The organism is Geobacillus sp. FJAT-46040 (genome assembly GCF_002335725.1).
In the GTDB taxonomy this organism is placed as follows: Bacteria; Bacillota; Bacilli; order Bacillales; family Anoxybacillaceae; genus Geobacillus; species Geobacillus thermoleovorans.
In genome coordinates, this window is record NZ_NISS01000001.1 from 2,777,637 (window position 1) to 2,799,769 (window position 22,133).

Genomic DNA, 22,133 nt, shown 5'->3' on the forward strand with positions numbered 1-22,133 from the left:
TGGTTTGGGCTGTTCCCGTTTCGCTCGCCGCTACTTGGGGAATCGCGGTTGCTTTCTTCTCCTCCGGGTACTAAGATGTTTCAGTTCCCCGGGTGTGCCCTCCATGCCCTATGGATTCAGGCATGGATACTGCCCCATTACGGACAGTGGGTTCCCCCATTCGGACATCTCCGGATCAACGCTTGCTTACAGCTCCCCGAAGCGTTTCGGCGTTTGCCCCGTCCTTCATCGGCTCCTAGTGCCAAGGCATCCACCGTGCGCCCTTTCCAGCTTAACCTATCGCGCTCTCGGCTTCTTCCTTTGCTTTTCCGGTTATCTAGTTTTCAAGGAACGAAGTAGCTCCTTTGAATTCGCTTCTTCGCTGGTTTGCGTCGAGGAATTCGGCTTCTCCGAATCCGCTTGTAGACGCAGACGCAAACGAGACTGCTTCTTGAATTTGCTTCTCTGCAGTCTTGCATCGAGGAATCCCACTTCCTCGAATCTGCTAGAAGACGCAGATGCAAAGTTGCTGCATTGAAACAACTTCTCTGCTGATTTGCAGTCTTGAACTGAAGAATAGTTGAATCTTCCTCTTGCAAACAGCTCTTTTATACTAACATGCCTCTTTTTTCTTGTCAAGATCTTTTCCGTTGCTTTTCGTCACTCACCGCTATCGAACACTCTGTCCGATTAGCGACGATTTTTAATATACCACTTACCAATCAAAAATGCAATATCTTTTTTAGGGGAATTTCAGGAACCGACGCCAGACCGTTCCTTTAGGCTTCCTCCATCTCTTCGACGGTAAGAGGACTGGCAAATAAGTTTCATAACCGCCATGGCTGTCCGCATAAGATGTTATTAGGACAACGATTTTACAATGCAAAAAAGGGGGCCGATGTCATGTTTTACGCGTTGAACGGACGGACGCTGAAAAAAGCTCTCATTATTATCTGCTCCGCCTTTTTCACCGCCGTCGTCTTGTACGCTTATGAAATGAACCGTCCAGTTTTTTCGCTTCCTTCTGGGCCGAAGGCGGTATATAAAGTGGACAACGCCCGCAATGAGGTGGCGTTGACGTTCGATATCAGCTGGGGAGATGAGAATGCAGACAAAATTTTGGATGTCTTGAAGCAGCACGGGATTCAAAACGCGACCTTTTTTTTATCCGCCTCATGGGCCGAACGCCATCCAGCCGTAGTGAAGCGGATCAAAGAGGAGGGGCATGAGATTGGCAGTATGGGATATAACTTTGTCAACTATACGGAACTTGAGAACGCCAAAATCCGTCAAGATTTAATCATGGCGAAAAAAGTGTTTGACATGTTGGGAATTAAACAGGTTGAGCTGCTGCGCCCCCCTGGGGGGAACTTCAACAAAAATGTGTTAAAAGTTGCTCAGTCCCTCGGCTACACTGTCGTCCATTGGAGCATTGACTCGAAAGACTGGCTCAACCCTGGGACAGACCAAATTGTTGAGAACGTCACGAGGGACCTGGAACCGGGCGATATCGTGCTCCTTCACGCATCTGATTCGGCAAAACAGACAGCCAAAGCGCTGCCGAAAATTATCGCTTCCATGAAAGAAAACGGCTACAAAAACGTCAACCTCTCCGAGCTGTTGGCGAATGGCGAAGCCGAAAGCCGCGGGATCGAGTGACACGTTCCGACAGCGGCCTGCGCCGGTGCGGCTGGATTGCGGCGGCAGACAAGCCGCCAATTGGAATGATTGGCTTTTGGCGAACAGCCGTTTTTTCGCGGCTGCCATAAGAAAACAGGCGGCGCCTTGCTTTCTTTATTGTTTCGCGCTGCCTGTCAATTTATGCAGTATAAGAAGCTGGTATGCATTGCATACTAATAAAGGAATCAACATCAAATACAGCCAATCACGGTCGTTGATGCGCAACACGGGAAACCATTCAATGACCGTAACGACGACCATAAAGAACAAAGCCGGAACGAACGCCCCTTTGTTCGTCTGTGCGCTCTTGACGTAGGCAACAACGAGACCAACCACCAAAATGAACAATGCGGTCAATAGATACGGAATGATTGAATCGCCCTTGTCCGCAAACGCCATGTAGCGGAAATACACTAAATCGAACAGCACGAACATGATCAAAACAACCTGCACAGCGTTCCATAGCGAACGGAAGATGCCAAGCCCGAACCGGTGGACGGTTAAATAAGCAAAAAACCCCGCCTGACTGATGACGCTGAAAATAAAGCCAACACCGATATGCCATAACAAAACAGCCATAAATTCGACCATTTCCAGGCGCAACAGCAAGCGCCCGAATTCTTCCCAGTTGAACACAATGCCGACGGCCGCCGTGGCGATGCCGCCGATCAGCAGCGTCGATAAAAATAAACGCACCCATTTGCGGCTGTTCACAGCTTCATCCTCCATCATTTCAGCATAACCCGCTTACCATTTTACCAGCGCCCTTGTGAAAAAGCCAGCTCCGATCTCCCCCATGTATATTTTTTTCGCCAACATTCATATTAAGGGTGAGGGATTTTTGCAGAAAGGAGCTCACTTTCATGAACAAATGCCTACCGCTCCTCTTGCTCAGTTTTCTCGTTCTTGGTTCCTGTGCCCCTCAAGAAATCAGCCCCCCTCCCCCGGATTATGACGAAACGAAAAAGATGGTTGTTGACATTTTAAAAACCGACGAGGGGAAAAAGGCGATTCAAGATATTATGTCGGAAGATCAGATGAAGCAGCAACTAGTCATAGATCAAAAAGCTGTAAAAGAAACGCTGCAACAAATGCTGACATCCGATCAAGGAAAAAAGTTCTGGGAAAGTGCGTTAAAAGACCCGAAATTCGCTGAAAGTTTTGCCAAAGGGCTGCAAGCAGAACATGAAAAAATGATGAAGGCGCTCATGAAAGATCCCGATTACCAGGCGCTGATGATCGATATTTTAAAAGATCCAGAAATGGAAAAAGCCATGGTCGATGTCTTAAAAAGCAAAGAGTTCCGCCAGCATTTGCAAAAGGTGATCACGGAAACGTTGAACAGCCCGCTGTATCAGGCGAAAATTCAAGATATGTTGATGAAAGCAGCTGAAAAGGTTCAGCAAGGCGGAGAAAAACAAGAAGAAGGCGGAGGGGAAGGGGGAGAGGGAGAAGAAAGCACCGGCAACCAACAAGGCGGAGGAAGTTAATCAAGCAAAAAAAGCGTCCGTGCGCTGAAAACCGCCAACGCTCTAATCGGCGGTTTCTCGCCATCGGACGCTTTTTGTGAAACCGATTAATATTTTGCAACGATTTTGCGGGCGATATCCATATAAATTTTCCCGATCGGATGATCTTCTGCGTAAACGGACGGAGCGAAGTCGTCGTCGTTCCAATCCGGCTGCTGAAGCGGCAGCTGCCCTAACAGCTCGGTTTGCAGCTCTTTAGCCAGCTTTTCTCCGCCACCCTTGCCGAAGACATACTCCCGCTCCCCTGTTTTCCGGCTCTCGTAGTACGACATATTTTCGATCACGCCGATAATTTCATGTTCGGTGCGCAACGCCATTGCCCCAGCGCGGGCAGCGACAAACGCAGCGGTCGGATGCGGAGTCGTGACGATAATTTCTTTGCACGACGGCAAGAGCGTATGGACGTCCAAGGCGACGTCGCCCGTACCAGGCGGCAAGTCAAGCAGCAAGTAATCCAAGTCTCCCCATTCGACCTCTTTGAAAAAGTTGTTCAACATTTTCCCAAGCATCGGGCCGCGCCAAATGACCGGGGCGTTGTCCTCGACGAAAAAGGCCATCGAAATGACTTTTACGCCAAACCGTTCGACCGGGATGATTTTGTCGCCCCTCACCGTCGGGCGCTCGGTGATTCCCATCATGTCCGGAACGCTGAACCCATAAATGTCCGCGTCAATCAACCCGACTTTTTTGCCGAGCCGGGCGAGCGCGACCGCCAAATTGACGGAAACGGTCGACTTGCCGACTCCACCTTTGCCGCTGGCAATGGCGATATACGTCGTTTTTTGCTTGTTTTCGCTATATTTCTCCACCACGTCGCGCGGCAGTTCGGCGAACCGCAGCCCGACCGTCGCAGCGCCCGCGTCTTTCAGCTGCTCGACGATCGCCGTTTGCACGCGAAGCTGCTCGGGCGTTCCGGTTTTGGCGAGCGCGATTTTCACGCTGACATGGTTTTTCTCTTCCTTAATTTTGATTTCTTGGATGGCATTCGTCTCTTTAAACGTTTTGTTTAAAAAGGGATCTTTCATCTTTTCAAGAATGGCGCGCACTTCAGTTTCCGTCAACATCGTATTCACCAACCCTTTTGCAAATCAATGACTGTTTCTATAATTGACTATACCATAAACTGTTGGGAAACCGCCATGTTCAGCCTCCATTCCCACTTACTTATAGTGGGAATGGGGATTTCTGGTTCCCTTTGGCAAAGAGCATGTTTAGCCGCCACTGTCCTACTCACAAAAAACCCCCCGCTATTCGCGAGGTGTGTGTTCGTTCGAAAAGTAGCGCAATACCCCTTTGTAAATGGAGGCGGCGAGCTGCGTCTGGTAATGGTCAGAGGCGAGCAGTTCCCGCTCGTCCGGGTTCGACAAAAATCCGACCTCCACAAGCGCGCCAGGTTTTTTCGCATGTTTCAGCAAATAGACCGTGTCAATCATTTTCGCCACCCGGTGAGTGTTTTCCAAGTTCCGCCGCAACTCAGCCTGAATAAATTTCGCCAGCCGCTCGTTTTCGATGAACGACCCGTAATAAAACGTCTGCGCTCCTCGCCAGCGTGGGGATGGGATGGCGTTTAAATGAATGCTGATAAATAGATCGGCATTCGACTTGTTAATGAATGCTGTTCGTTCGCGCAAATCCTCCATTTTCCGTCGGCTGTAGCCGCGTGTGGACGGGCTGGCCAAGTCCCGATCCGTCTCGTGCGTCATCAGGACGAGCGCCCCTTGCTGCTGCAGATAATCGCGCAGCTTTTTCGCCACGTTGAGCGCGATGTCCTTTTCCACCGCCTCGCCACCGACGGCGCCGCCGTCCGGCCCACCATGGCCGGGGTCCAATACGATGATTCTCCCCGATAATGGGAGATTCCATGGTTTTGTTGATGTCAAATCGGAAAATAAAGACGGAAATAGCAAAGTGCTCATAAGGGCGACGGCAGCAAAAGCGACCAGCCACTTCCATTTTTCTCTCATTGTTTCTCCTCCCGCACGTTTCCCTTCTCTATCTTATATGGGACAAGGCGCGGGAATAGAACTCATTCAGCGAAGTTTTAGACGACGCCGTTTTTTGCCCCGCTCAAATCCTTCCGTCCACCAGTTGCCGATATATTGTTCACACGCGTCATACAGCGACTGGCTGAGGAAATCGTTGTCGATATTGCCCCAAAAGCAAAGAAAATCAAACAGCGTATCGATCAAATATTTTTCTTCTTGAGCACATCGACAACGTACGCTGGCCGCCGGCTCCCCATAATAGCCGAATCGGCTGTAGCGAGCGCCGAGCAAATACGCTTCAATGGCCAGATCAATACAGCCTTCCTCAACAACGGATGGGAACATCCGATACGCCGTATAAAACGGAACAAAGTGCTCAAGCGCTTTGGTCCGTAATTTCTCAAGCGACAGTTCGCGCAACATGTTCCGTTCATAGCGAAGCTGCTTTTCCTGCCTTTTTTCCGCCAATGAAGTGATGACTGTCATCGTCTTTCACGCTCCTTTACGATGTAGTGTCTAACGATCGCTCACAATCATACGCGCGGGCGAAAGGCAGAAATAAGCAAAAAACCCAGCCAAATCGGCTGGGTTGGAACATCACGCGATTAACGTTTCGAGAATTGCGGAGCGCGGCGGGCGCCTTTGAGCCCGTATTTTTTGCGTTCTTTAACGCGAGCATCGCGCGTCAGCAAACCGGCCCGTTTCAGCACCGTGCGGAATTCCGGATCGACTTCAAGCAACGCACGGGCGATGCCATGGCGAATCGCACCGGCTTGGCCGGCAAATCCGCCGCCTTGGACATTCACCAAAACGTCGTAGCTGCCAAGCGTTTCCGTCAATACGAGCGGCTGTTTTACCATTTCGATGAGCGCTTCCGTCGGGATGTACTCGCGAATGTCACGCTTATTGACAATGATGCGGCCATCGCCCGGGACAAGGCGGACACGGGCGACCGAGCTTTTGCGACGACCTGTGCCGTAATATTGTACTTGTGCCAAAATCATACCCTCCCTTATGATTATCCGCGAAGTTCATACACTTCTGGTTTTTGTGCTTGATGCGGATGTTCGCTTCCACGGTAAACGTGCAACTTTTTGAACATTTGCCGGCCAAGGCTGCCTTTTGGAAGCATGCCGCGCACCGCACGTTCGATCATTTGTTCCGGGTAGTTCGTACGCATTTCCAGCGCTGTTCTTACTTTTAAGCCACCCGGATATAAGCTGTGGCGATAGTACAGTTTTTTCGTCAACTTTTTCCCAGTCAGTTCGACTTTGTCCGCATTGATGACGATGACGTGATCTCCGCAATCAACGTGCGGAGTGAACGTCGGTTTATGTTTGCCGCGCAACAGCGCCGCTACTTCGCTGGCTAAGCGGCCTAACGTTTTGCCAGCTGCGTCGACAACGTACCATTTACGCTCTACTTCATTCGGTTTCGCCATATAAGTCGTACGCAATGCAGTTCCCTCCTAAAATAAAAAAATGAACAAACAAAATGGTCGTTTATTTCAACACGATTATGGTCCGGGGCTAATCGTGGAAAATACATGCCATATGATATAATAGCTTGCCGGCGCGCCAATGTCAAGAAGATGTTACACAAGGACTCGTTGTCTTAAAAAGCCGGAGAAAACCATCAGCCATCCACCAATGAGTGAACCAAACATTCATCCTCATAGTATACGCGCCATAAATACAGCCCTTCGGCCGGCGCGGTTGGACCAGCGAGGCGCCGATCTTTCGCCGCAAGCAGTGTCGAAATGTCGGCGGGAGAACGCTTCCCTTGGCCGATCTCCAACACCGTGCCAACGATAATGCGCACCATGTTGTACAAAAAGCCGCTGCCGACAAACCGAAACTCGAGCATCGGGCCGTCGGCCTTCACTTCAGCCCGATACATGGTGCGCACCCGGTCTTCGATCAACGTTTTTGCGGAACAAAAGCTTGTAAAATCGTGCGTTCCATGAAGCAAACGAAGCGCCTCGTTCATCGCGCTGATATGAAGCGAATATGGATGCCATGCGCAATAATGGCGGCGAAACACGTCGCGCTCGGCAGCCGTCCATACTTTATAGCGGTATTCTTTCGCTTTCGCCGAAAAACGGGCGTGGAAGTCTGCATCGGCCTCCTGTACAAAGCGAACGACGATATCATCCGGCAGCTGGGCGTTCAACGCCTTTTTCCACTGCTCCGAGGAAAGGGAAAGCGGCGTATCAAAGTGGATCACTTGCCCATAGGCATGAACGCCGGCATCCGTCCTTCCGGAAGCCGCCACACGCACTTTTGTCCCTTTATGCATCCGCCGAAGCACTTCCTCAAACTCGCCTTGCACCGTCCGCTTTCCCGGCTGGATTTGGTAGCCGGAAAAGTGGGTGCCATCATAGGCGATGATGCATTTGATCCGTTGTGTCATGGCCTTCCTCCGCTATGAGCGTAATAAACAAAGCAATACGGCCAGCAGCGCCACAGCCGCTAAAAACGCGATGTCCACCGGCTTCCAAGCGAGCTGGCGGAATTTCGTCCGCCCTTCCCCGCCGCGGTAGCCGCGCGCCTCCATGGCTGTCGCCAGCTCATCGGCTCGTTTGAACGAGCTGATAAACAGGGGCACAAGCAGTGAGACAATGGCTTTCATCCGTTCGGAAAAACGGCCGCCAGAAAAATCAACACCACGAGCCGCCTGTGCTTTCATAATTTTTTCCGTCTCTTCCATCAATGTTGGAATGAATCGAAGCGAAATGGCCATCATCAAGGCGAGCTCATGGACAGGAACGCGCATCTTTTTGAGCGGCCCGAGCAAACTTTCGACGCCGTCGGTCACTTCAATCGGCGTCGTCGTCAACGTCAACATCGTCGTCATCAATACAAGGAGCAAAAACCTTAGGGAAATAAAGACCCCTTGCTTGATGCCGCCTTCATATACAGAGAGCGCACCGATTTGGTAGATGACGTCTCCTTCTTTCGTCATGAATAGATGCAACAGCAATGTAAACAAAACGACCCATAAAATCGGTTTCAAGCCGCGGGCAATGAACGAAAACGGGATGCGAGACAGAGCTGCAAAGGCAAACGCAAACAGCGACAGCAGTGCATACGTCGCCGCATTGTTCGCCAAAAAGACGATCAGGACGTAAGCAAACACGATCAATAGTTTGGCGCGCGGGTCTAAGCGATGAATGACGGAATGACCAGGTACATATTGCCCGATAATCAAATGATTAGTCATGGACGCTCACCTTGGAGAACAATTGCTGGATGGCTTCCGCTGTCTGTTCCAACGTCAAGCATGGCGACGGAATGACAACGCCGAACCGCTTTTCGAGCTGCTGTTTCAATTTGACCGTTTCCGGCACACTCAAACCGATGGCAGCCAGTTTGTCAGCGTCGCGAAACATCTCTTCCGGCGTTCCGTGGCCCCATACCGTTCCTTCATGCATGACGATGATTTCATCAGCGTACCGAGCTGCATCTTCCATGCTGTGGGTGACGAGAACGGTTGTCAACTGCTTCTCACGATGGAGGCGATAAAACATCTCCATCATCTCTTTGCGCCCGCGCGGATCAAGGCCCGCGGTCGGTTCATCGAGCACGAGCACTTCTGGTTCAAGCGCGAGCACGCCGGCGATGGCAACGCGCCGCATTTGCCCTCCGCTCAAATCAAACGGCGATTTCTCCAATACGTCTTCACTCAATCCGACGAGCTTAATGAGCTCCCGCGCCTTCCGCTTCGCCTCGTCTTCCGGTACGCCAAAATTGAGCGGGCCAAAACAAATATCTTTCTCCACCGTTTCTTCAAACAACTGGTGCTCCGGGAACTGGAAGACGACCCCGACCTTTTTGCGCAGCGGTTTCAGCTGCTTTGGCCGCTTATGGCTCGTGATCGTCTCTTCGCCGATCTTCACCGCGCCGCTTGTCGGCTGCAGCAACCCGTTTAAATGCTGAAGGAGGGTCGATTTTCCTGAGCCCGTATGCCCAACCACGGCAACGTACGCCCCGCTTCGGATTGCGACATTGACATCATAGAGCGCCCGACGGGCAAGCGGTGAACGGGCGTTGTACACATGCTCTACTTTTTCGAATACAATGTCCATAGCTCCTCGACCAACTCCTCTGTCGTGAAATATCCAGCCCGAAGCGGAATGCCTTGTTCCCGCAAGCGACTGCCCATTTTCACGGCAAACGGCAAATCAAGACCGATGCGCTCGAGCTTGCTTCCGAGCCGAAAGATTTGCTCCGGCGTCCCTTCTGCCATCACTTCGCCTTTGTTCATCACAATGAGGCGGTCCGCCTTCGCTGCCTCTTCCAAATCATGGGTAATTGACAAGACGGTAATGCGCTGCTGGCGGTTCAGGCGTCGCACCGTCTCAAGCACTTCTTCCCTTCCACGCGGGTCAAGCATCGATGTCGCTTCGTCCAAAATGATCATATCGGGGCGGAGCGCCAAAATGCCAGCGATGGCGACGCGCTGTTTTTGCCCCCCAGACAACCGGTGCGGCTCATAATGGAGAAACGGCTCCATATGGACTTGGCGAATGGCCTCGCGAATGCGCTCGACCATTTCCAAGCGCGGAATGCCGTTGTTTTCAAGGGCAAAAGCGATGTCGTCTTCCACGGTCGCACCGACAAACTGGTTGTCCGGGTTCTGGAACACAAGGCCGACGCGGCGGCGCACCTCCCAAACGGTTGCGTCGTTCAAAAGGCGTCCAAACAAGCGAATGGCGCCCCGCTCCGGCCGAAGCAAGCCGATCAGCATCCGAGCGATGGTCGATTTGCCGGATCCGTTATGGCCGACGATCGCTAACCACTCCCCACGCTCGGCCGTGAAGCTGACGTTTTGCACCGCATAGTCGGATTGATTTGGATAGCGAAAGGACACTCCCTCGATCGACAAGATTGGTTCGGCCATGATCGTTTCCCCTTGCTTCGCCGCGTTGCAAACGCAGCCTGCTAAATGATGGTAAACAAAAAAAGGGCATAGATCCAGTTCAAACGAAACTGTCTCGCCCTTGTTGAAATGAAACCGTTACACGAGTTCAATAATGACCATCGGCGCCCCGTCACCGCGGCGAGGACCAAGTTTCATAATGCGCGTATAGCCGCCTTGGCGATCTTGGTAGCGCGGCGCAATGTCGCTGAACAACTTTTGCAACGCATCCTGGCCGGTTTCGCTGTTGGCGACCTCCTTGCGGATGAATGCCGCTGCTTGGCGGCGGGCATGCAAATCGCCGCGTTTGCCGAGCGTAATCATTTTTTCCATGACCGAGCGCAGTTCTTTCGCCCGCGCTTCCGTCGTTTCAATGCGTTCGTTGATGATTAAGTCTGTTACCAAGTCGCGAAGCAGTGCTTTTCGTTGCGAAGTCGTGCGTCCTAATTTTCTGTACGACATCAAATGTCCCTCCCTTTTAAAGTGATGTGTTCCTCATGGTGGCCATCATCAAAGCAATATGGTGAAAGTGTGTTTCCGGCTTGCCGGCGGAGGCCGGCACTTAGTCGTCTTTGCGCAGGCTGAGGCCAAGCTCAGCCAGTTTCGCTTTTACTTCCTCAAGCGACTTGCGGCCGAGGTTGCGCACTTTCATCATATCTTCTTCCGTTTTTTGCGTCAGTTCTTGAACAGTGTTGATGCCGGCCCGCTTCAAGCAATTGTAGGAACGAACCGAAAGATCGAGTTCCTCGATCGTCATTTCGAGCACTTTTTCTTTTTGATCGTCCTCTTTCTCGACCATGATCTCCGCATTTTGCGCCTCATCCGTCAAGCCGACAAAAATGTTCAAGTGCTCCGTTAAAATTTTCGCTCCAAGGGAAATGGCCTCTTTCGGCCCAATGCTTCCATCCGTCCACACATCAATGGTCAGCTTGTCATAGTCCGTCACTTGGCCGACCCTTGTATTCTCGACTTGATAGGAAACTCGGGAGACCGGCGTATAAATGGAATCGATCGGAATGACGCCGATGGGCTGGTCTTCGCGCTTATTCGCCTCAGCAGGAACATATCCGCGCCCCCGCTTGGCAGTCATGCGCATGCGCAGGCGGCCGCCTTCCGCCAGCGTAGCGATATGAAGGTCCGGGTTTAAAATTTCTACATCGCTGTCGTGAGTGATATCGGCAGCCGTGACAACTCCTTCACCCTGCACATCAATCTCCAACGTTTTCTCTTCGTCTGAATAAATTTTCAACGCTAGTTTTTTGATATTCAAAATGATGGCTGTCACATCTTCAACGACGCCGTCAATCGTTGAAAACTCATGCAAGACGCCGTCGATTTGCACCGATGTTACAGCTGCACCAGGGAGTGAAGACAATAGGATACGACGTAAGGAGTTCCCTAAAGTTGTACCATATCCACGCTCAAGCGGTTCGACGACGAATTTGCCATATTTGGCATCTTCGCTCAGTTCGACCGTTTCAATTTTCGGCTTTTCAATTTCAATCATCGATTATTATACCCTCCTTCAAAACGTCGAGACCCCGATCAAACGGTACACGCCTAACAACATTCCCCCATGAATCTCTCTTTACGCTTGCCTGCCATGGTCTTTATCATATCCCATTATTGACAATGGTGCAAATTCTATACAGGGGCGTTACACACGGCGACGTTTTGGCGGACGGCATCCATTGTGCGGGATGGGAGTGACGTCTTTGATCGCCGTAATTTCCAACCCGGCTGCTTGCAATGCACGGATCGCTGCCTCGCGGCCAGCCCCCGGACCTTTGACGTTCACTTCGACCGTTTTCATGCCATGCTCCATCGACGCTTTCGCTGCTGCTTCAGCCGCCATTTGCGCCGCAAACGGCGTTGATTTGCGCGAACCTTTGAACCCCAGCGAACCAGCGCTCGCCCAAGCAATGGCGTTGCCATGAACATCCGTAATCGTCACGATCGTGTTGTTGAACGTTGAACGGATATGGGCGATGCCTGTATCAATATTTTTTCTTACCCGGCGTTTACGAGTGTTTGTTCTGCGTGCCATTCGTCAAATGACCTCCTTTGCGTGATTATTTTTTCTTGTTCGCTACCGTGCGGCGCGGACCTTTGCGCGTGCGGGCATTGTTTTTCGTGTTTTGGCCGCGAACCGGCAATCCGCGGCGATGGCGAAGACCACGATAGCAGCCGATCTCCATCAACCGTTTAATATTTAACGATACTTCACGCCGCAAATCGCCTTCCACTTTTAAGCGGCCGACGATTTCACGAATGCGGCCAAGCTCTTCTTCCGTTAAGTCGCGAACGCGTGTGTCTTCCGATACGCCGGCTTCTTTTAAGATTTTTTGTGCTGTCGGTTTGCCGATCCCATAAATGTATGTTAACGAAATGACTACCCGTTTATCACGCGGAATATCGACACCTGCAATGCGTGCCATATGATACACCTCCTTGAAAATTACCCTTGGCGTTGTTTATGCTTCGGATTTTCACAAATGATCATAACTTTGCCGCGTCTGCGAATAACTTTGCACTTTTCGCAAATCGGTTTGACAGATGGTCTTACTTTCATGTTGTTTACCTCCCTAATTGAACGGAGTGCATTCCTTTATTTATATCGATACGTGATCCGTCCACGCGTCAAATCATACGGCGACAGCTCCACCGTCACCCGGTCGCCAGGCAAAATGCGAATGAAATGCATGCGGATCTTGCCGGATACATGAGCCAACACCGTGTGCCCATTTTCTAATTCTACACGAAACATCGCATTTGGCAATGTTTCGATGACGGTGCCTTCCACTTCAATTACATCATCTTTCGCCATCGAGCGGCTCTCCCTCCTTCGAATGAGTAACATTGTGTTACGCAAAACCGAACGTGATATCCATGATGATCGAGAAGACGTTTACCCCTTCCCACTTATGAAGTGGGAGACTCATTTCCACAATGTGTTAAAATTTCGCAGCCATCTTCTGTAATGACAATCGTATGTTCGAAATGGGCGCACCGTTTTCCGTCCGCCGTCACGACAGTCCAGTCATCAGCCAACGTTTTGACATGGCGGCTGCCCGCATTGACCATCGGTTCGATGCATAGCGCCATCCCTGGCCGCAAAATCGGCCCTTTATTCGGCGGCCCATAATGCGGGACTTGCGGGTCTTCATGTAAGTGTTGACCAATTCCATGCCCCACATACTCGCGAACGACGGAAAAATGGTGCGCTTCAACATACGTTTGAATCGCATGAGAAATGTTCGTCAAACGAGCGCCTGGCTTCGCCTCGGCGAGTCCGACATACAACGATTGTTCTGTTACGTCGAGCAGCCGCTTCGTCTCCGCATCGATCTCCCCAACGGGATACGTCCAGGCGGAGTCGGCGTGATAGCCTTCATACTGGGCGCCCACATCGATCGTAATAATGTCGCCCTCGCATAACACACGGTCGCCGGGAATGCCGTGCACAAGCTCCTCATTGACTGAAGCGCAAATGCTTCCCGGGAACCCTTGGTATCCTTTAAACGATGGAACGGCGCCATGGGAACGAATCACTTCCTCCGCGATGGCATCCAGTTCCTTTGTCGTGACCCCGGGGCGAATGTGCTTTTGCAATTCTTTCAATGTAAGGGAAACGATTTTTCCCGCCTCGCGCATGAGGGCGATTTCGTGCGCGGTTTTGCAAATGATCATCGAGCAAGTCCCCCGAGCAATTCACGAATATCGGCAAACACCTTTTCCATGTCCTGTTCGCCGTTAATGTGGCGCAAATAGCCTTTTTGCTCGTAAAAATCGAGGAGCAGCTTCATTTGTTTCATATTCACCTCAAGCCGATTGGCCACCGTTGCTTCATTATCATCGGGGCGCTGGTACAGATCGCTACCGCATTTATCGCATACGCCCGGTTTCGCCGGCGGATGAAAAACGAGATGGTACGTTGCTCCGCAGTTGCGGCAAATACGTCTGCCGGTCAGGCGCTCCATTAAGACCTCTTGGCGAACGTCGATATGGATGACATAGTCAAGCTTGCGCCCGATTTCCGAAAGCAACGTTTCTAGCGCCTCCGCTTGAGCGACCGTGCGCGGGAATCCATCGAGCAAAAAACCGTTTTGGCAATCCTCTTTGCTCAGCCGTTCACGGACAATGCCGATCGTCACTTCATCCGGAACAAGGTCGCCGCGGTCCATATACTGCTTTGCCTGCAACCCTAACGGCGTCCCTTCTTTGATCGCCGCTCGAAACATATCTCCCGTTGAAATGTGCGGAATACCGTAAGCCGCTACGATTTTCTCGGCCTGCGTGCCTTTGCCGGCACCCGGAAGCCCCATCAGCACTAAATTCATCCTAACTCCCCCTATCGGCAAGGGATGCCCGCTCTTGCCTTCTTTATTTGATGAATCCACGGTAATGGCGTTTCACCAGCTGGCTCTCAAGCTGTTTCATTGTCTCCAGCGCCACGCCGACGACAATGAGCAAGCTCGTACCGCCAATTTGCGCAGAAGGTGGCAAGTTCGCAACGTTCACGAAGAACACCGGCAGCACGGCAATGACCGCTAAAAAGACAGAGCCGACGAGCGTCAGCCGGTACAAAATTCTCGTTACATACTCTTGTGTATTCTTTCCAGGACGGATGCCTGGAATGTAGCCGCCTTGCTTCTTCAAATTCTCCGCCATTTGCTCCGGGTTGACTTGGACGAACGCATAAAAGTACGTAAACGCGATAATAAGCACGACGTAAATCGTCATGCCAATCGGATGGGTATAATCAAACGTTCGGCGAATCCACAATGTTACATCATTCGTACCAAAAAACGATGCGATCGTCGGTGGTGCAATTAAAAATGAGATCGCAAAAATCACTGGAATAACCCCGGCCGGGTTCACTTTTAACGGCAAGTGGGTGGAATGGCCGCCAACCGGACTCCGGCCTTCAAGCCGTTTGGCATATTGGATCGGAATTTTCCGGAACGCCTGCTGGATGTAAATGACCCCAACGATGACGGCAACGACCGCCAACGCCACAAGCAGGAGCCGGACGATGCGCAAAAACAAATCTTCCCCGACATTTTCAAACTGCTGGGCGTAGATTTGGTTTAGGACTGTCGGAATGCCGGAGACGATCCCTGCAAAAATAATGATCGAAATCCCATTTCCGACGCCTTTGGCGGTGATTTGCTCACCGAGCCACATTAAAAATGCGGTGCCGGCCGTCAAGACGACCGCGATCAGCAAATATGTGCCGATGCCCGGATTTCGAATGAGCATCCCGCCGGCTAAATTGTTGAAGCCGTACGACATGCCAAGCGCTTGGATAAACCCGAGCACGACCGTGAAATAGCGGGTAAACTGAGCTAATTTACGCCGGCCAACCTCGCCTTGCTTCGACCATTCTGTAAATTTCGGAACGACGTCCATTTGCAGCAGCTGGACGATAATCGACGCGGTGATGTAGGGCATAACCCCCATGGCAAAAATTGAAAAGTTTTGCAGCGCCCCGCCGCCGAAAATGTTCAGGACGCCGAATGCATTTAATTCATCTTGCAGCTTGAGCACATCGGTGTTCACGCTCGGAACCGGGATGAACGTTCCGATGCGGAACACGATCAGCATAAGAAGAGTGAAAATGATTTTGTTTCGAATATCACTGACGCGCATAAAGTTGGAGATTGTCCGAAACATTAAATCACCTCAGTTTTACCGCCAGCCGCCTCAATGGCCTCTTTCGCCGATGCCGAGAACTTATGCGCTTTGACCGTCAGCTTTTTCTCGATTTGGCCTTTGCCCAAAATTTTCACGCCCGATTTCAACTTGCTGATGACGCCCGTCTCAAGAAGCAATTCCGGCGTCACTTCCGTTCCGTCTTCAAAACGATTCAGTTTTTCCAGATTCACAACAGCATACTCTTTCCGATTGATGTTCGTAAATCCTCGTTTCGGCAAACGGCGGAACAGCGGAGTTTGACCGCCTTCAAACCCAAGACGAACTCCTCCACCCGAGCGGGCATTTTGACCTTTTTGACCGCGGCCGGACGTTTTGCCGTTGCCCGAACCGATCCCGCGGCCGACGCGCACAGCTTTCTTTCGAGATCCCGGCGCTGGTTGCAATTCATGAAGTTTCATGGCAAAGCACCTCCTTATGATTCATTATTCTTCAATTTCTTTGACTTTGACAAGGTGGGCCACTTTGTTGATCATCCCGCGGATGGCAGGATTGTCATTGTGGACGACCGTCTGGTGCATTTTTCGCAAGCCGAGCGTTCTGACGGTAACGCGTTGGTCTTCCGGACGGCCAATCACGCTGCGCGTGAGGGTAATCGCCAGTTTTTTTGCCATGATCGTTCCCTCCTTATCCTAACAGTTCCTCGACTGTTTTGCCGCGCAATCTCGCTACGTCTTCGGCGCGTTTTAATTGTTTCAGCCCATCAAACGTTGCGCGCACCATGTTGATTGGCGTGTTTGAACCGATCGATTTCGACAAGATGTCGCTGATGCCCGCCAGCTCTAATACAGCACGCGCCGGACCCCCAGCGATGACCCCGGTACCTTCGGAAGCGGGTTTCAAAATGATTTCCCCGGCACCGAAATGGCCGATGACTTCATGCGGAATCGTTGTGCCGACGATCGGCACTTCAATTAAGTTTTTCTTCGCATCTTCAATGGCTTTGCGGATCGCTTCTGGAACCTCTTGTGCTTTTCCGGTGCCAAATCCGACATGGCCGTTTTTATCGCCGACGACGACGAGAGCTGAAAAGCGCAGGCGACGTCCGCCTTTTACGACTTTTGCTACACGGTTGACCGCGACTACACGCTCTTCCAATTCAAGTTTGTTTGGATCGATACGACGCATCGTTGTCCCTCCTTTGTAATTAGAATTCCAAGCCGGCTTCGCGGGCGGCGTCTGCCAATGCTTTTACCCGTCCGTGATATAAATACCCGCCACGGTCGAACACGACTTTTTTAATGCCTTTTTCCAATGCACGTTTGGCGACAAGTTCGCCGACTTTTTTCGCTGCCTCAATGTTGTTCGTCGAATCTAAGCCGAACTCTTTATCCAATGTCGACGCGCTGACAATCGTTGCTGATTTTGTATCATCAATAATTTGTGCATAAATATGTTTGTTCGAACGGAACACGCTCAACCGCGGACGTTCAGCCGTGCCGAAGATTTTTTTGCGGATGCGCGCGTGTCTTTTTTTGCGAACCGCGTTTCGGTCCACTTTCGTGATCATCGAATGTCACTCCTTTCACTTCGCTATGCCGCGTTATTTACCAGTTTTGCCTTCCTTCAGGCGCACCAATTCGCCTTCGTAGCGAATGCCTTTGCCTTTATACGGCTCCGGCGGGCGTACAGCACGAATGTTGGCTGCCAATTCGCCGACGCGTTGTTTGTCTGCCCCTTTGACGATAATTTTCGTTTGGGACGGCACTTCGATTTCGAGCCCTTCCTCTGGCTCAATTTCTACCGGATGAGAATAACCGACGCTCAACACAAGCTTTTTCCCTTGTTTCGACGCCCGGTACCCGACACCAACGAGTTCGAGCGCTTTTTCATACCCTTTCGAAACGCCTTCGACCATGTTGGCAAGCAAGCTGCGCGTCGTGCCATGGAGCGCGCGATGATGTTTTTCATCGCTTGGGCGCGTAACGGTGATCACATTGCCCTCAACGGTGATCGTCATATCCGGATGGAACGTGCGGGTTAATTCCCCTTTCGGCCCTTTGACCGTAACCGTGTTGCCGTTGACCGTAACGGTGACACCGGCAGGAATTTCAATTGGTTTTTTGCCGACACGTGACATGTCAAACACACCTCCATTCTTGAGCAAATAAATTACCAAACGTAGGCGATTACTTCGCCGCCCGTGCCTTTTTGCCGTGCTTCTTTGTCCGTTAAGACTCCTTGCGATGTCGAAAGAATCGCGATGCCTAAGCCGTTTAAGACGCGCGGCACTTCATGAGCCTTGACGTATACGCGCAAACCGGGTTTGCTGATGCGTTTCAGCCCTGTAATGACGCGTTCATTGTTCGGGCCGTACTTCAAGAAGATGCGGAGAATGCCTTGTTTGTTGTCTTCGATATATTCATAATCACGAATAAACCCTTCGCGCTTTAAAATTTCGGCGATTTCCCGCTTGATTTTCGAAGCCGGGACTTCGAGCTTTTCGTGACGAACCATATTCGCATTCCGAATGCGAGTCAGCATATCAGCAATTGGATCTGTCATCACCATTTTGTTTTACCTCCTTCCCAATCAATGGGTTGATTACCAGCTGGCTTTTTTGATGCCAGGAAGTTGACCTTTATATGCGAGTTCACGGAAACAAATACGGCAAAGTTTAAACTTGCGGTAAACCGAATGCGGGCGGCCGCAGCGCTCGCAGCGGGTATACGCTCTTACTTTAAACTTCGGCGTCCGTTTTTGTTTCGCGATCATCGATTTTTTAGCCACGATTTCGCCTCCCTTGCCTTATGGGATCATTATTTTTGGAATGGCATGCCGAGCAACGCCAGCAGTTCACGCGCTTCTTCGTCCGTGTTGGCCGTTGTGACGATCACGATGTCCATGCCGCGCACTTTGTTCACTTTATCGTAGTCAATCTCCGGGAAAATGAGCTGCTCTTTAATGCCGAGCGTATAGTTGCCGCGGCCATCGAACGCTTTTTTCGATACCCCGCGGAAGTCGCGCACGCGCGGGAGCGAGACCGAGATCAACTTATCAAGAAATTCATACATCCGTTCACCGCGCAACGTTACTTTTGCACCGATCGGCATCCCTTGGCGGAGACGGAAGCCGGCGATCGATTTTTTCGCACGCGTTACCACCGGACGCTGGCCGGCGATCAACGTCAGCTCTTCGACGGCGCTGTCTAATGCTTTCGGGTTTTGCACCGCGTCGCCGACACCCATGTTGATGACGATTTTTTCGATTTTCGGCACTTGCATGATCGATTTATAGTTGAACTTGCTCATCAGAGCAGGAACGACTTCTTTTACATACTTCTCTTTTAGGCGGTTCATAAAGGTACCTCCTTTCCTGCGTCACGATTATTTATCTAAAATCTCTCCGGATTTTTTCGCGTAGCGCACTTTTTTACCGTCGACAATTTTGTAGCCGATGCGCGTCGGTTCGCCTGTTTTCGGATCTAACGGCATCACTTTCGACACGTGGATCGGCGCCTCTTTTTCGATGATGCCGCCTTGCGGATTCGCTTGCGACGGTTTCGCATGCTTTTTCACAATGTTGACGCCCTCAACGATGACGCGGTTTTTCTTCGGAAACGCCGCTAGAATGACGCCTTGCTTGCCTTTGTCTTTGCCGGAGATTACTTGCACTTTATCGCCTTTTTTTACATGCATCGCATTCGCACCTCCTTGAAACGCTGTTCCGTTCCATTAAATAACTTCCGGAGCTAAAGAAATGATTTTCATGAAGTCTTTATCGCGCAATTCACGGGCAACCGGTCCGAAAATCCGCGTGCCGCGCGGGCTTTTGTCATCACGGATGATGACGCAGGCGTTTTCGTCAAAGCGGATGTACGAGCCGTCCGGACGGCGCACCCCGCGTTTCGTACGAACAACAACTGCTTTCACGACTTGACCTTTTTTAACAACGCCACCTGGTGTCGCATCTTTGACCGTCGCCACAACGACGTCGCCGATGTTCGCATAGCGGCGCCCCGAGCCTCCGAGCACTTTAATGACAAGCACTTCGCGTGCACCAGAGTTATCAGCTACTTTCAAGCGAGATTCTTGTTGAATCATCGACGAAACCTCCTTTCGGAATTATCTCTCCGAACTAAGTGAAGAACGATTACAGAACAACCGCTTTTTCGATGACTTCCACTAAGCGGAAGCGTTTTGTGGCCGACAGCGGGCGAGTTTCCATAATTTTCACGATATCGCCGACTTTAGCGATGTTATGTTCATCATGCGCCTTATATTTTTTCGAATATTTCACGCGTTTGCCGTACAGCGGATGTTTTTTGTACGTTTCGACCAACACGGTGATCGTTTTGTCCATTTTGTCCGATACAACCCGCCCGACGTACACTTTGCGTTGATTGCGTTGGCTCATTCCACAAACCTCCTCTCAAACACATTATTTATTGGCAGCGAGCTCACGTTCGCGAATAATCGTTTTCATGCGGGCGATGTCTTTGCGCACTTGGCGGATGCGCGCCGTGTTTTCCAATTGACCTGTGGCCAGTTGGAAGCGAAGGTTGAACAATTCTTCCTTCAACGCTTTAATTTTTTGTTCGATCTCGGCAGTGGTCAACTCACGGATTTCTTTCGCTTTCATTACGCTTCACCACCAGTTTCTTCACGTTTTACAAATTTGCATTTGATCGGAAGTTTGTGAGAAGCGAGACGCAATGCTTCACGTGCCACTTCCTCAGAAACACCGCCCACTTCAAACATCACTTTGCCTGGTTTGACAACGGCGACCCAGCCTTCCGGCGCCCCTTTACCAGAACCCATCCGCACTTCAAGCGGTTTTGCCGTATACGGTTTGGATGGGAAAATGCGGATCCATACCTTCCCGCCCCGTCTCATGTAACGGGTCATCGCCCGACGGGCTGCTTCGATTTGCCGGTTCGTAATCCAAGCTGATTCTAATGCTTGCAACCCAAATTCACCGAAATGAACTTCCGTGCCGCCTTTCGCCCGGCCTTTCATCCGTCCGCGATGTTCACGGCGATATTTGACGCGTTTTGGCATTAACATGATTATTTTCCTCCTTCCTCAGCTTTTTTCTTGGTCGGAAGGACTTCTCCACGATAAATCCATACTTTCACGCCGATTTTTCCGTACGTCGTATCGGCTTCTGCTGTTCCATAGTCAATGTCAGCGCGCAGCGTATGGAGTGGAACCGTCCCTTCGCTGTAATGCTCCGAACGAGCGATGTCAGCCCCGCCCAAACGGCCGGATACCATCGTTTTGATCCCTTTCGCCCCAGCGCGCATCGCACGTTGGATCGCTTGTTTTTGCGCCCGGCGGAACGATACGCGGTTTTCAAGCTGACGAGCGATATTTTCAGCAACAAGACGTGCATCCAAGTCCGGTTTTTTGATTTCTACAATGTTGATATGGACGCGTTTACCGGTCAATTGCGCGAGCGCTTTGCGGAGCGCTTCCACTTCCGAACCGCCTTTCCCGATGACCATGCCCGGTTTGGCGGTATGGATCGTTACGTTGACGCGGTTGGCTGCCCGTTCAATCTCCACGCGGGAGACGGCCGCGTCTTGCAGGCGTTTGCTAATGTATTCACGGATTTTCAAGTCTTCGTGCAACAGATCTGCATAGTCTTTTTCCGCATACCATCTCGATTCCCAGTCACGAATGATGCCGATGCGCAGACCGATCGGGTTGACCTTTTGACCCACGGATTATCCCTCCTTCTTTTCTGAAACGACGATCGTAATATGGCTTGTGCGTTTGTTAATGGCGCTTGCCCGTCCCATGGCGCGCGGACGGAACCGTTTCAGCGTCGGGCCTTCGTCGACATACGCTTGAGTAATGACCAAGTTGTTGACGTCCATGTCATAGTTGTGTTCAGCGTTGGCGACTGCTGATTTCAACACTTTCTCAATGATCGGGGAAGCTGCTTTTGGTGTATGGCGCAAAATAGCGAACGCTTCGCCCACTTCTTTCCCGCGAATCAAGTCAATGACTAAGCGCGCTTTACGAGGAGCGATGCGAACGGTTCTTGCAACAGCTTTGGCTTGCATATCTAGAACCTCCTCTCATTACCGTTTCGTTTTCTTGTCATCGCCAGCATGGCCGCGGAACGTGCGCGTCGGCGCAAATTCGCCGAGTTTGTGCCCGACCATGTCTTCCGTGATGTAGACCGGAACATGTTTGCGGCCATCGTACACCGCGATCGTATGCCCAACAAACTGCGGGAAGATCGTCGAACGGCGAGACCACGTTTTGATCACTTGTTTTTGCCCTGTTGCATTCAGTTTTTCGATTTTTTTCATCAAATGCTCATCGCAAAACGGACCTTTTTTCAAGCTGCGACCCATAAGTGAACCTCCCTTCTG

The 22,133-nt window shown here is 51.2% G+C and carries 37 protein-coding genes and 1 other annotated feature (1 of these 38 only partly in view); of the genes, 2 read left to right on the top strand and 35 right to left on the bottom strand.

Features of this window, described 5'->3' with window-relative positions:
- Window positions 1-277 (bottom strand) — a sequence feature (mutual gap in cmsearch alignment for this rRNA model is longer than 100) (it extends 2,295 nt beyond the left edge of the window).
- 605 nt (window positions 278-882) lie between these two features.
- Window positions 883-1,638: a polysaccharide deacetylase family sporulation protein PdaB gene (gene pdaB, locus CD000_RS14790; protein WP_011229660.1), complete on the top strand. Its 756-nt coding sequence runs from the start codon at window positions 883-885 to the stop codon at window positions 1,636-1,638.
- Between the two features lie 135 nt (window positions 1,639-1,773).
- Here pdaB and CD000_RS14795 read toward each other — a convergent pair whose 3' ends face one another.
- Window positions 1,774-2,373, bottom strand: a complete 600-nt coding sequence (locus CD000_RS14795) for a KinB-signaling pathway activation protein (RefSeq protein WP_011229659.1) — start codon at window positions 2,371-2,373, stop codon at window positions 1,774-1,776.
- A gap of 149 nt (window positions 2,374-2,522) precedes the next feature.
- On the opposite strand from CD000_RS14795, the gene gerD reads away from it, so the two are divergent.
- Window positions 2,523-3,149 (top strand): spore germination lipoprotein GerD, encoded by a 627-nt coding sequence (gene gerD / locus CD000_RS14800; RefSeq protein WP_096225947.1) that lies wholly within the window; start codon window positions 2,523-2,525, stop codon window positions 3,147-3,149.
- A gap of 86 nt (window positions 3,150-3,235) precedes the next feature.
- Here the strand turns inward: gerD and CD000_RS14805 are convergent, their stop codons facing one another.
- The 34 genes from CD000_RS14805 to rpsS all read right to left on the bottom strand — a co-directional run bounded on the left by CD000_RS14805 (window position 3,236) and on the right by rpsS (window position 22,115).
- Window positions 3,236-4,252, bottom strand: a complete 1,017-nt coding sequence (locus tag CD000_RS14805) for an Mrp/NBP35 family ATP-binding protein (protein ID WP_011229655.1) — start codon at window positions 4,250-4,252, stop codon at window positions 3,236-3,238.
- 183 nt (window positions 4,253-4,435) lie between these two features.
- Window positions 4,436-5,152 carry an N-acetylmuramoyl-L-alanine amidase CwlD gene (cwlD, locus tag CD000_RS14810; protein WP_096225948.1) on the bottom strand — a complete coding sequence of 239 codons (717 nt, stop codon included), beginning with the start codon at window positions 5,150-5,152 and terminating at the stop codon, window positions 4,436-4,438.
- A 66-nt stretch (window positions 5,153-5,218) separates the two neighbouring features.
- The gene (locus CD000_RS14815) at window positions 5,219-5,659 is read right to left on the bottom strand and encodes a YbaK family protein (RefSeq protein WP_011229653.1); all 441 of its coding nucleotides are present in this window, start codon (window positions 5,657-5,659) and stop codon (window positions 5,219-5,221) included.
- 119 nt (window positions 5,660-5,778) lie between these two features.
- The gene (gene rpsI, locus CD000_RS14820) at window positions 5,779-6,171 is read right to left on the bottom strand and encodes a 30S ribosomal protein S9 (protein ID WP_011229652.1); all 393 of its coding nucleotides are present in this window, start codon (window positions 6,169-6,171) and stop codon (window positions 5,779-5,781) included.
- A 20-nt stretch (window positions 6,172-6,191) separates the two neighbouring features.
- Window positions 6,192-6,629 carry a 50S ribosomal protein L13 gene (gene rplM, locus CD000_RS14825; RefSeq protein ID WP_011229651.1) on the bottom strand — a complete coding sequence of 146 codons (438 nt, stop codon included), beginning with the start codon at window positions 6,627-6,629 and terminating at the stop codon, window positions 6,192-6,194.
- Window positions 6,630-6,808: 179 nt separating this feature from the next.
- Window positions 6,809-7,585 carry a tRNA pseudouridine(38-40) synthase TruA gene (gene truA / locus CD000_RS14830; protein ID WP_096225949.1) on the bottom strand — a complete coding sequence of 259 codons (777 nt, stop codon included), beginning with the start codon at window positions 7,583-7,585 and terminating at the stop codon, window positions 6,809-6,811.
- 12 nt (window positions 7,586-7,597) lie between these two features.
- Window positions 7,598-8,395 carry an energy-coupling factor transporter transmembrane component T family protein gene (locus tag CD000_RS14835; protein ID WP_011229649.1) on the bottom strand — a complete coding sequence of 266 codons (798 nt, stop codon included), beginning with the start codon at window positions 8,393-8,395 and terminating at the stop codon, window positions 7,598-7,600.
- Window positions 8,388-9,260, bottom strand: coding sequence for an energy-coupling factor ABC transporter ATP-binding protein (locus tag CD000_RS14840; RefSeq protein WP_096225950.1), 873 nt, complete (start codon window positions 9,258-9,260; stop codon window positions 8,388-8,390). Before CD000_RS14840 ends, CD000_RS14835 begins: the two co-directional genes overlap by 8 nt.
- Entirely contained in the window at window positions 9,236-10,075 is an 840-nt protein-coding gene (locus CD000_RS14845) for an energy-coupling factor ABC transporter ATP-binding protein (RefSeq protein ID WP_011229647.1), read from the bottom strand. Before CD000_RS14845 ends, CD000_RS14840 begins: the two co-directional genes overlap by 25 nt.
- Before the next feature lie 117 nt (window positions 10,076-10,192).
- Window positions 10,193-10,555, bottom strand: coding sequence for a 50S ribosomal protein L17 (rplQ, locus tag CD000_RS14850; protein WP_096225951.1), 363 nt, complete (start codon window positions 10,553-10,555; stop codon window positions 10,193-10,195).
- A gap of 100 nt (window positions 10,556-10,655) precedes the next feature.
- Window positions 10,656-11,600, bottom strand: coding sequence for a DNA-directed RNA polymerase subunit alpha (locus CD000_RS14855; RefSeq protein ID WP_011229645.1), 945 nt, complete (start codon window positions 11,598-11,600; stop codon window positions 10,656-10,658).
- 150 nt (window positions 11,601-11,750) lie between these two features.
- The gene (gene rpsK, locus CD000_RS14860) at window positions 11,751-12,140 is read right to left on the bottom strand and encodes a 30S ribosomal protein S11 (RefSeq protein WP_011229644.1); all 390 of its coding nucleotides are present in this window, start codon (window positions 12,138-12,140) and stop codon (window positions 11,751-11,753) included.
- Window positions 12,141-12,165: 25 nt separating this feature from the next.
- Window positions 12,166-12,531 carry a 30S ribosomal protein S13 gene (gene rpsM, locus CD000_RS14865; RefSeq protein ID WP_008881920.1) on the bottom strand — a complete coding sequence of 122 codons (366 nt, stop codon included), beginning with the start codon at window positions 12,529-12,531 and terminating at the stop codon, window positions 12,166-12,168.
- Between the two features lie 20 nt (window positions 12,532-12,551).
- Window positions 12,552-12,665 (bottom strand): 50S ribosomal protein L36, encoded by a 114-nt coding sequence (rpmJ, locus tag CD000_RS14870; protein WP_011229643.1) that lies wholly within the window; start codon window positions 12,663-12,665, stop codon window positions 12,552-12,554.
- Window positions 12,666-12,701: 36 nt separating this feature from the next.
- Window positions 12,702-12,920 (bottom strand): translation initiation factor IF-1, encoded by a 219-nt coding sequence (gene infA / locus CD000_RS14875; protein ID WP_011229642.1) that lies wholly within the window; start codon window positions 12,918-12,920, stop codon window positions 12,702-12,704.
- Window positions 12,921-13,015: 95 nt separating this feature from the next.
- The gene (gene map, locus CD000_RS14880) at window positions 13,016-13,783 is read right to left on the bottom strand and encodes a type I methionyl aminopeptidase (protein ID WP_096225952.1); all 768 of its coding nucleotides are present in this window, start codon (window positions 13,781-13,783) and stop codon (window positions 13,016-13,018) included.
- Window positions 13,780-14,433 (bottom strand): adenylate kinase, encoded by a 654-nt coding sequence (locus CD000_RS14885; protein ID WP_096225953.1) that lies wholly within the window; start codon window positions 14,431-14,433, stop codon window positions 13,780-13,782. Before CD000_RS14885 ends, map begins: the two co-directional genes overlap by 4 nt.
- 43 nt (window positions 14,434-14,476) lie before the next feature.
- On the bottom strand, window positions 14,477-15,769 hold the full coding sequence (gene secY / locus CD000_RS14890) for a preprotein translocase subunit SecY (protein WP_096225954.1): 1,293 nt from the start codon (window positions 15,767-15,769) through the stop codon (window positions 14,477-14,479).
- A complete protein-coding gene (rplO, locus tag CD000_RS14895; RefSeq protein ID WP_011229638.1) occupies window positions 15,769-16,209 on the bottom strand; it encodes a 50S ribosomal protein L15 in 441 nt (146 codons plus the stop codon). Before rplO ends, secY begins: the two co-directional genes overlap by 1 nt.
- Window positions 16,210-16,233: 24 nt before the next feature.
- Window positions 16,234-16,422, bottom strand: coding sequence for a 50S ribosomal protein L30 (rpmD, locus tag CD000_RS14900; protein WP_014194602.1), 189 nt, complete (start codon window positions 16,420-16,422; stop codon window positions 16,234-16,236).
- 13 nt (window positions 16,423-16,435) lie between these two features.
- A complete protein-coding gene (rpsE, locus tag CD000_RS14905; RefSeq protein ID WP_011229636.1) occupies window positions 16,436-16,936 on the bottom strand; it encodes a 30S ribosomal protein S5 in 501 nt (166 codons plus the stop codon).
- A gap of 19 nt (window positions 16,937-16,955) precedes the next feature.
- Window positions 16,956-17,318 (bottom strand): 50S ribosomal protein L18, encoded by a 363-nt coding sequence (rplR, locus tag CD000_RS14910; RefSeq protein WP_096225955.1) that lies wholly within the window; start codon window positions 17,316-17,318, stop codon window positions 16,956-16,958.
- A gap of 33 nt (window positions 17,319-17,351) precedes the next feature.
- Entirely contained in the window at window positions 17,352-17,888 is a 537-nt protein-coding gene (gene rplF / locus CD000_RS14915) for a 50S ribosomal protein L6 (protein WP_011229634.1), read from the bottom strand.
- A gap of 32 nt (window positions 17,889-17,920) precedes the next feature.
- Window positions 17,921-18,319: a 30S ribosomal protein S8 gene (rpsH, locus tag CD000_RS14920; protein ID WP_033008676.1), complete on the bottom strand. Its 399-nt coding sequence runs from the start codon at window positions 18,317-18,319 to the stop codon at window positions 17,921-17,923.
- A 33-nt stretch (window positions 18,320-18,352) separates the two neighbouring features.
- Window positions 18,353-18,538 carry a type Z 30S ribosomal protein S14 gene (locus CD000_RS14925; protein WP_003247599.1) on the bottom strand — a complete coding sequence of 62 codons (186 nt, stop codon included), beginning with the start codon at window positions 18,536-18,538 and terminating at the stop codon, window positions 18,353-18,355.
- 29 nt (window positions 18,539-18,567) lie between these two features.
- Window positions 18,568-19,107: a 50S ribosomal protein L5 gene (gene rplE, locus CD000_RS14930; protein ID WP_033008675.1), complete on the bottom strand. Its 540-nt coding sequence runs from the start codon at window positions 19,105-19,107 to the stop codon at window positions 18,568-18,570.
- Between the two features lie 27 nt (window positions 19,108-19,134).
- Window positions 19,135-19,446 (bottom strand): 50S ribosomal protein L24, encoded by a 312-nt coding sequence (rplX, locus tag CD000_RS14935; RefSeq protein WP_011229631.1) that lies wholly within the window; start codon window positions 19,444-19,446, stop codon window positions 19,135-19,137.
- Between the two features lie 36 nt (window positions 19,447-19,482).
- Window positions 19,483-19,851 (bottom strand): 50S ribosomal protein L14, encoded by a 369-nt coding sequence (gene rplN / locus CD000_RS14940; protein ID WP_011229630.1) that lies wholly within the window; start codon window positions 19,849-19,851, stop codon window positions 19,483-19,485.
- A 49-nt stretch (window positions 19,852-19,900) separates the two neighbouring features.
- Window positions 19,901-20,164 carry a 30S ribosomal protein S17 gene (gene rpsQ / locus CD000_RS14945; protein ID WP_011229629.1) on the bottom strand — a complete coding sequence of 88 codons (264 nt, stop codon included), beginning with the start codon at window positions 20,162-20,164 and terminating at the stop codon, window positions 19,901-19,903.
- Window positions 20,165-20,188: 24 nt separating this feature from the next.
- Window positions 20,189-20,389 (bottom strand): 50S ribosomal protein L29, encoded by a 201-nt coding sequence (gene rpmC / locus CD000_RS14950; RefSeq protein WP_011229628.1) that lies wholly within the window; start codon window positions 20,387-20,389, stop codon window positions 20,189-20,191.
- Window positions 20,389-20,814 (bottom strand): 50S ribosomal protein L16, encoded by a 426-nt coding sequence (rplP, locus tag CD000_RS14955; RefSeq protein WP_011229627.1) that lies wholly within the window; start codon window positions 20,812-20,814, stop codon window positions 20,389-20,391. Before rplP ends, rpmC begins: the two co-directional genes overlap by 1 nt.
- A gap of 2 nt (window positions 20,815-20,816) precedes the next feature.
- Complete coding sequence (gene rpsC / locus CD000_RS14960) at window positions 20,817-21,473, bottom strand: 30S ribosomal protein S3 (protein ID WP_011229626.1); 657 nt, start codon at window positions 21,471-21,473, stop codon at window positions 20,817-20,819.
- 3 nt (window positions 21,474-21,476) lie between these two features.
- A complete protein-coding gene (gene rplV / locus CD000_RS14965) occupies window positions 21,477-21,818 on the bottom strand; it encodes a 50S ribosomal protein L22 (RefSeq protein ID WP_011229625.1) in 342 nt (113 codons plus the stop codon).
- 18 nt (window positions 21,819-21,836) lie between these two features.
- Window positions 21,837-22,115 (bottom strand): 30S ribosomal protein S19, encoded by a 279-nt coding sequence (rpsS, locus tag CD000_RS14970; RefSeq protein ID WP_011229624.1) that lies wholly within the window; start codon window positions 22,113-22,115, stop codon window positions 21,837-21,839.
- Window positions 22,116-22,133 lie beyond the last annotated feature (18 nt).

Excerpts from the sequence above, each read along its gene's own strand:
- rpsM (WP_008881920.1), bottom strand. The coding sequence starts at position 12,531 with ATGGCACGCATTGCAGGTGTCGATATTCCGCGTGATAAACGGGTAGTC.
- rpsQ (WP_011229629.1), bottom strand. The coding sequence starts at position 20,164 with ATGAGCCAACGCAATCAACGCAAAGTGTACGTCGGGCGGGTTGTATCG.
- rplR (WP_096225955.1), bottom strand. The coding sequence starts at position 17,318 with ATGATCACGAAAGTGGACCGAAACGCGGTTCGCAAAAAAAGACACGCG.
- truA (WP_096225949.1), bottom strand. The coding sequence starts at position 7,585 with ATGACACAACGGATCAAATGCATCATCGCCTATGATGGCACCCACTTT.
- rplF (WP_011229634.1), bottom strand. The coding sequence starts at position 17,888 with ATGTCACGTGTCGGCAAAAAACCAATTGAAATTCCTGCCGGTGTCACC.
- CD000_RS14805 (WP_011229655.1), bottom strand. The coding sequence starts at position 4,252 with ATGTTGACGGAAACTGAAGTGCGCGCCATTCTTGAAAAGATGAAAGAT.
- CD000_RS14855 (WP_011229645.1), bottom strand. The coding sequence starts at position 11,600 with ATGATTGAAATTGAAAAGCCGAAAATTGAAACGGTCGAACTGAGCGAA.
- CD000_RS14885 (WP_096225953.1), bottom strand. The coding sequence starts at position 14,433 with ATGAATTTAGTGCTGATGGGGCTTCCGGGTGCCGGCAAAGGCACGCAG.
- pdaB (WP_011229660.1), top strand. The coding sequence starts at position 883 with ATGTTTTACGCGTTGAACGGACGGACGCTGAAAAAAGCTCTCATTATT.
- rpmC (WP_011229628.1), bottom strand. The coding sequence starts at position 20,389 with ATGAAAGCGAAAGAAATCCGTGAGTTGACCACTGCCGAGATCGAACAA.
- rpmD (WP_014194602.1), bottom strand. The coding sequence starts at position 16,422 with ATGGCAAAAAAACTGGCGATTACCCTCACGCGCAGCGTGATTGGCCGT.
- rplO (WP_011229638.1), bottom strand. The coding sequence starts at position 16,209 with ATGAAACTTCATGAATTGCAACCAGCGCCGGGATCTCGAAAGAAAGCT.
- infA (WP_011229642.1), bottom strand. The coding sequence starts at position 12,920 with ATGGCGAAAGATGATGTAATTGAAGTGGAAGGCACCGTCATCGAAACA.
- rpsE (WP_011229636.1), bottom strand. The coding sequence starts at position 16,936 with ATGCGTCGTATCGATCCAAACAAACTTGAATTGGAAGAGCGTGTAGTC.
- rplE (WP_033008675.1), bottom strand. The coding sequence starts at position 19,107 with ATGAACCGCCTAAAAGAGAAGTATGTAAAAGAAGTCGTTCCTGCTCTG.
- map (WP_096225952.1), bottom strand. The coding sequence starts at position 13,783 with ATGATCATTTGCAAAACCGCGCACGAAATCGCCCTCATGCGCGAGGCG.
- rpmJ (WP_011229643.1), bottom strand. The coding sequence starts at position 12,665 with ATGAAAGTAAGACCATCTGTCAAACCGATTTGCGAAAAGTGCAAAGTT.
- CD000_RS14835 (WP_011229649.1), bottom strand. The coding sequence starts at position 8,395 with ATGACTAATCATTTGATTATCGGGCAATATGTACCTGGTCATTCCGTC.
- rplQ (WP_096225951.1), bottom strand. The coding sequence starts at position 10,555 with ATGTCGTACAGAAAATTAGGACGCACGACTTCGCAACGAAAAGCACTG.
- rplP (WP_011229627.1), bottom strand. The coding sequence starts at position 20,814 with ATGTTAATGCCAAAACGCGTCAAATATCGCCGTGAACATCGCGGACGG.
- rplN (WP_011229630.1), bottom strand. The coding sequence starts at position 19,851 with ATGATTCAACAAGAATCTCGCTTGAAAGTAGCTGATAACTCTGGTGCA.
- rpsH (WP_033008676.1), bottom strand. The coding sequence starts at position 18,319 with ATGGTGATGACAGATCCAATTGCTGATATGCTGACTCGCATTCGGAAT.
- CD000_RS14845 (WP_011229647.1), bottom strand. The coding sequence starts at position 10,075 with ATGGCCGAACCAATCTTGTCGATCGAGGGAGTGTCCTTTCGCTATCCA.
- rplV (WP_011229625.1), bottom strand. The coding sequence starts at position 21,818 with ATGCAAGCCAAAGCTGTTGCAAGAACCGTTCGCATCGCTCCTCGTAAA.
- rplX (WP_011229631.1), bottom strand. The coding sequence starts at position 19,446 with ATGCATGTAAAAAAAGGCGATAAAGTGCAAGTAATCTCCGGCAAAGAC.
- rpsK (WP_011229644.1), bottom strand. The coding sequence starts at position 12,140 with ATGGCACGCAGAACAAACACTCGTAAACGCCGGGTAAGAAAAAATATT.
- CD000_RS14840 (WP_096225950.1), bottom strand. The coding sequence starts at position 9,260 with ATGGACATTGTATTCGAAAAAGTAGAGCATGTGTACAACGCCCGTTCA.
- cwlD (WP_096225948.1), bottom strand. The coding sequence starts at position 5,152 with ATGAGAGAAAAATGGAAGTGGCTGGTCGCTTTTGCTGCCGTCGCCCTT.
- secY (WP_096225954.1), bottom strand. The coding sequence starts at position 15,769 with ATGTTTCGGACAATCTCCAACTTTATGCGCGTCAGTGATATTCGAAAC.
- gerD (WP_096225947.1), top strand. The coding sequence starts at position 2,523 with ATGAACAAATGCCTACCGCTCCTCTTGCTCAGTTTTCTCGTTCTTGGT.
- CD000_RS14815 (WP_011229653.1), bottom strand. The coding sequence starts at position 5,659 with ATGACAGTCATCACTTCATTGGCGGAAAAAAGGCAGGAAAAGCAGCTT.
- rpsS (WP_011229624.1), bottom strand. The coding sequence starts at position 22,115 with ATGGGTCGCAGCTTGAAAAAAGGTCCGTTTTGCGATGAGCATTTGATG.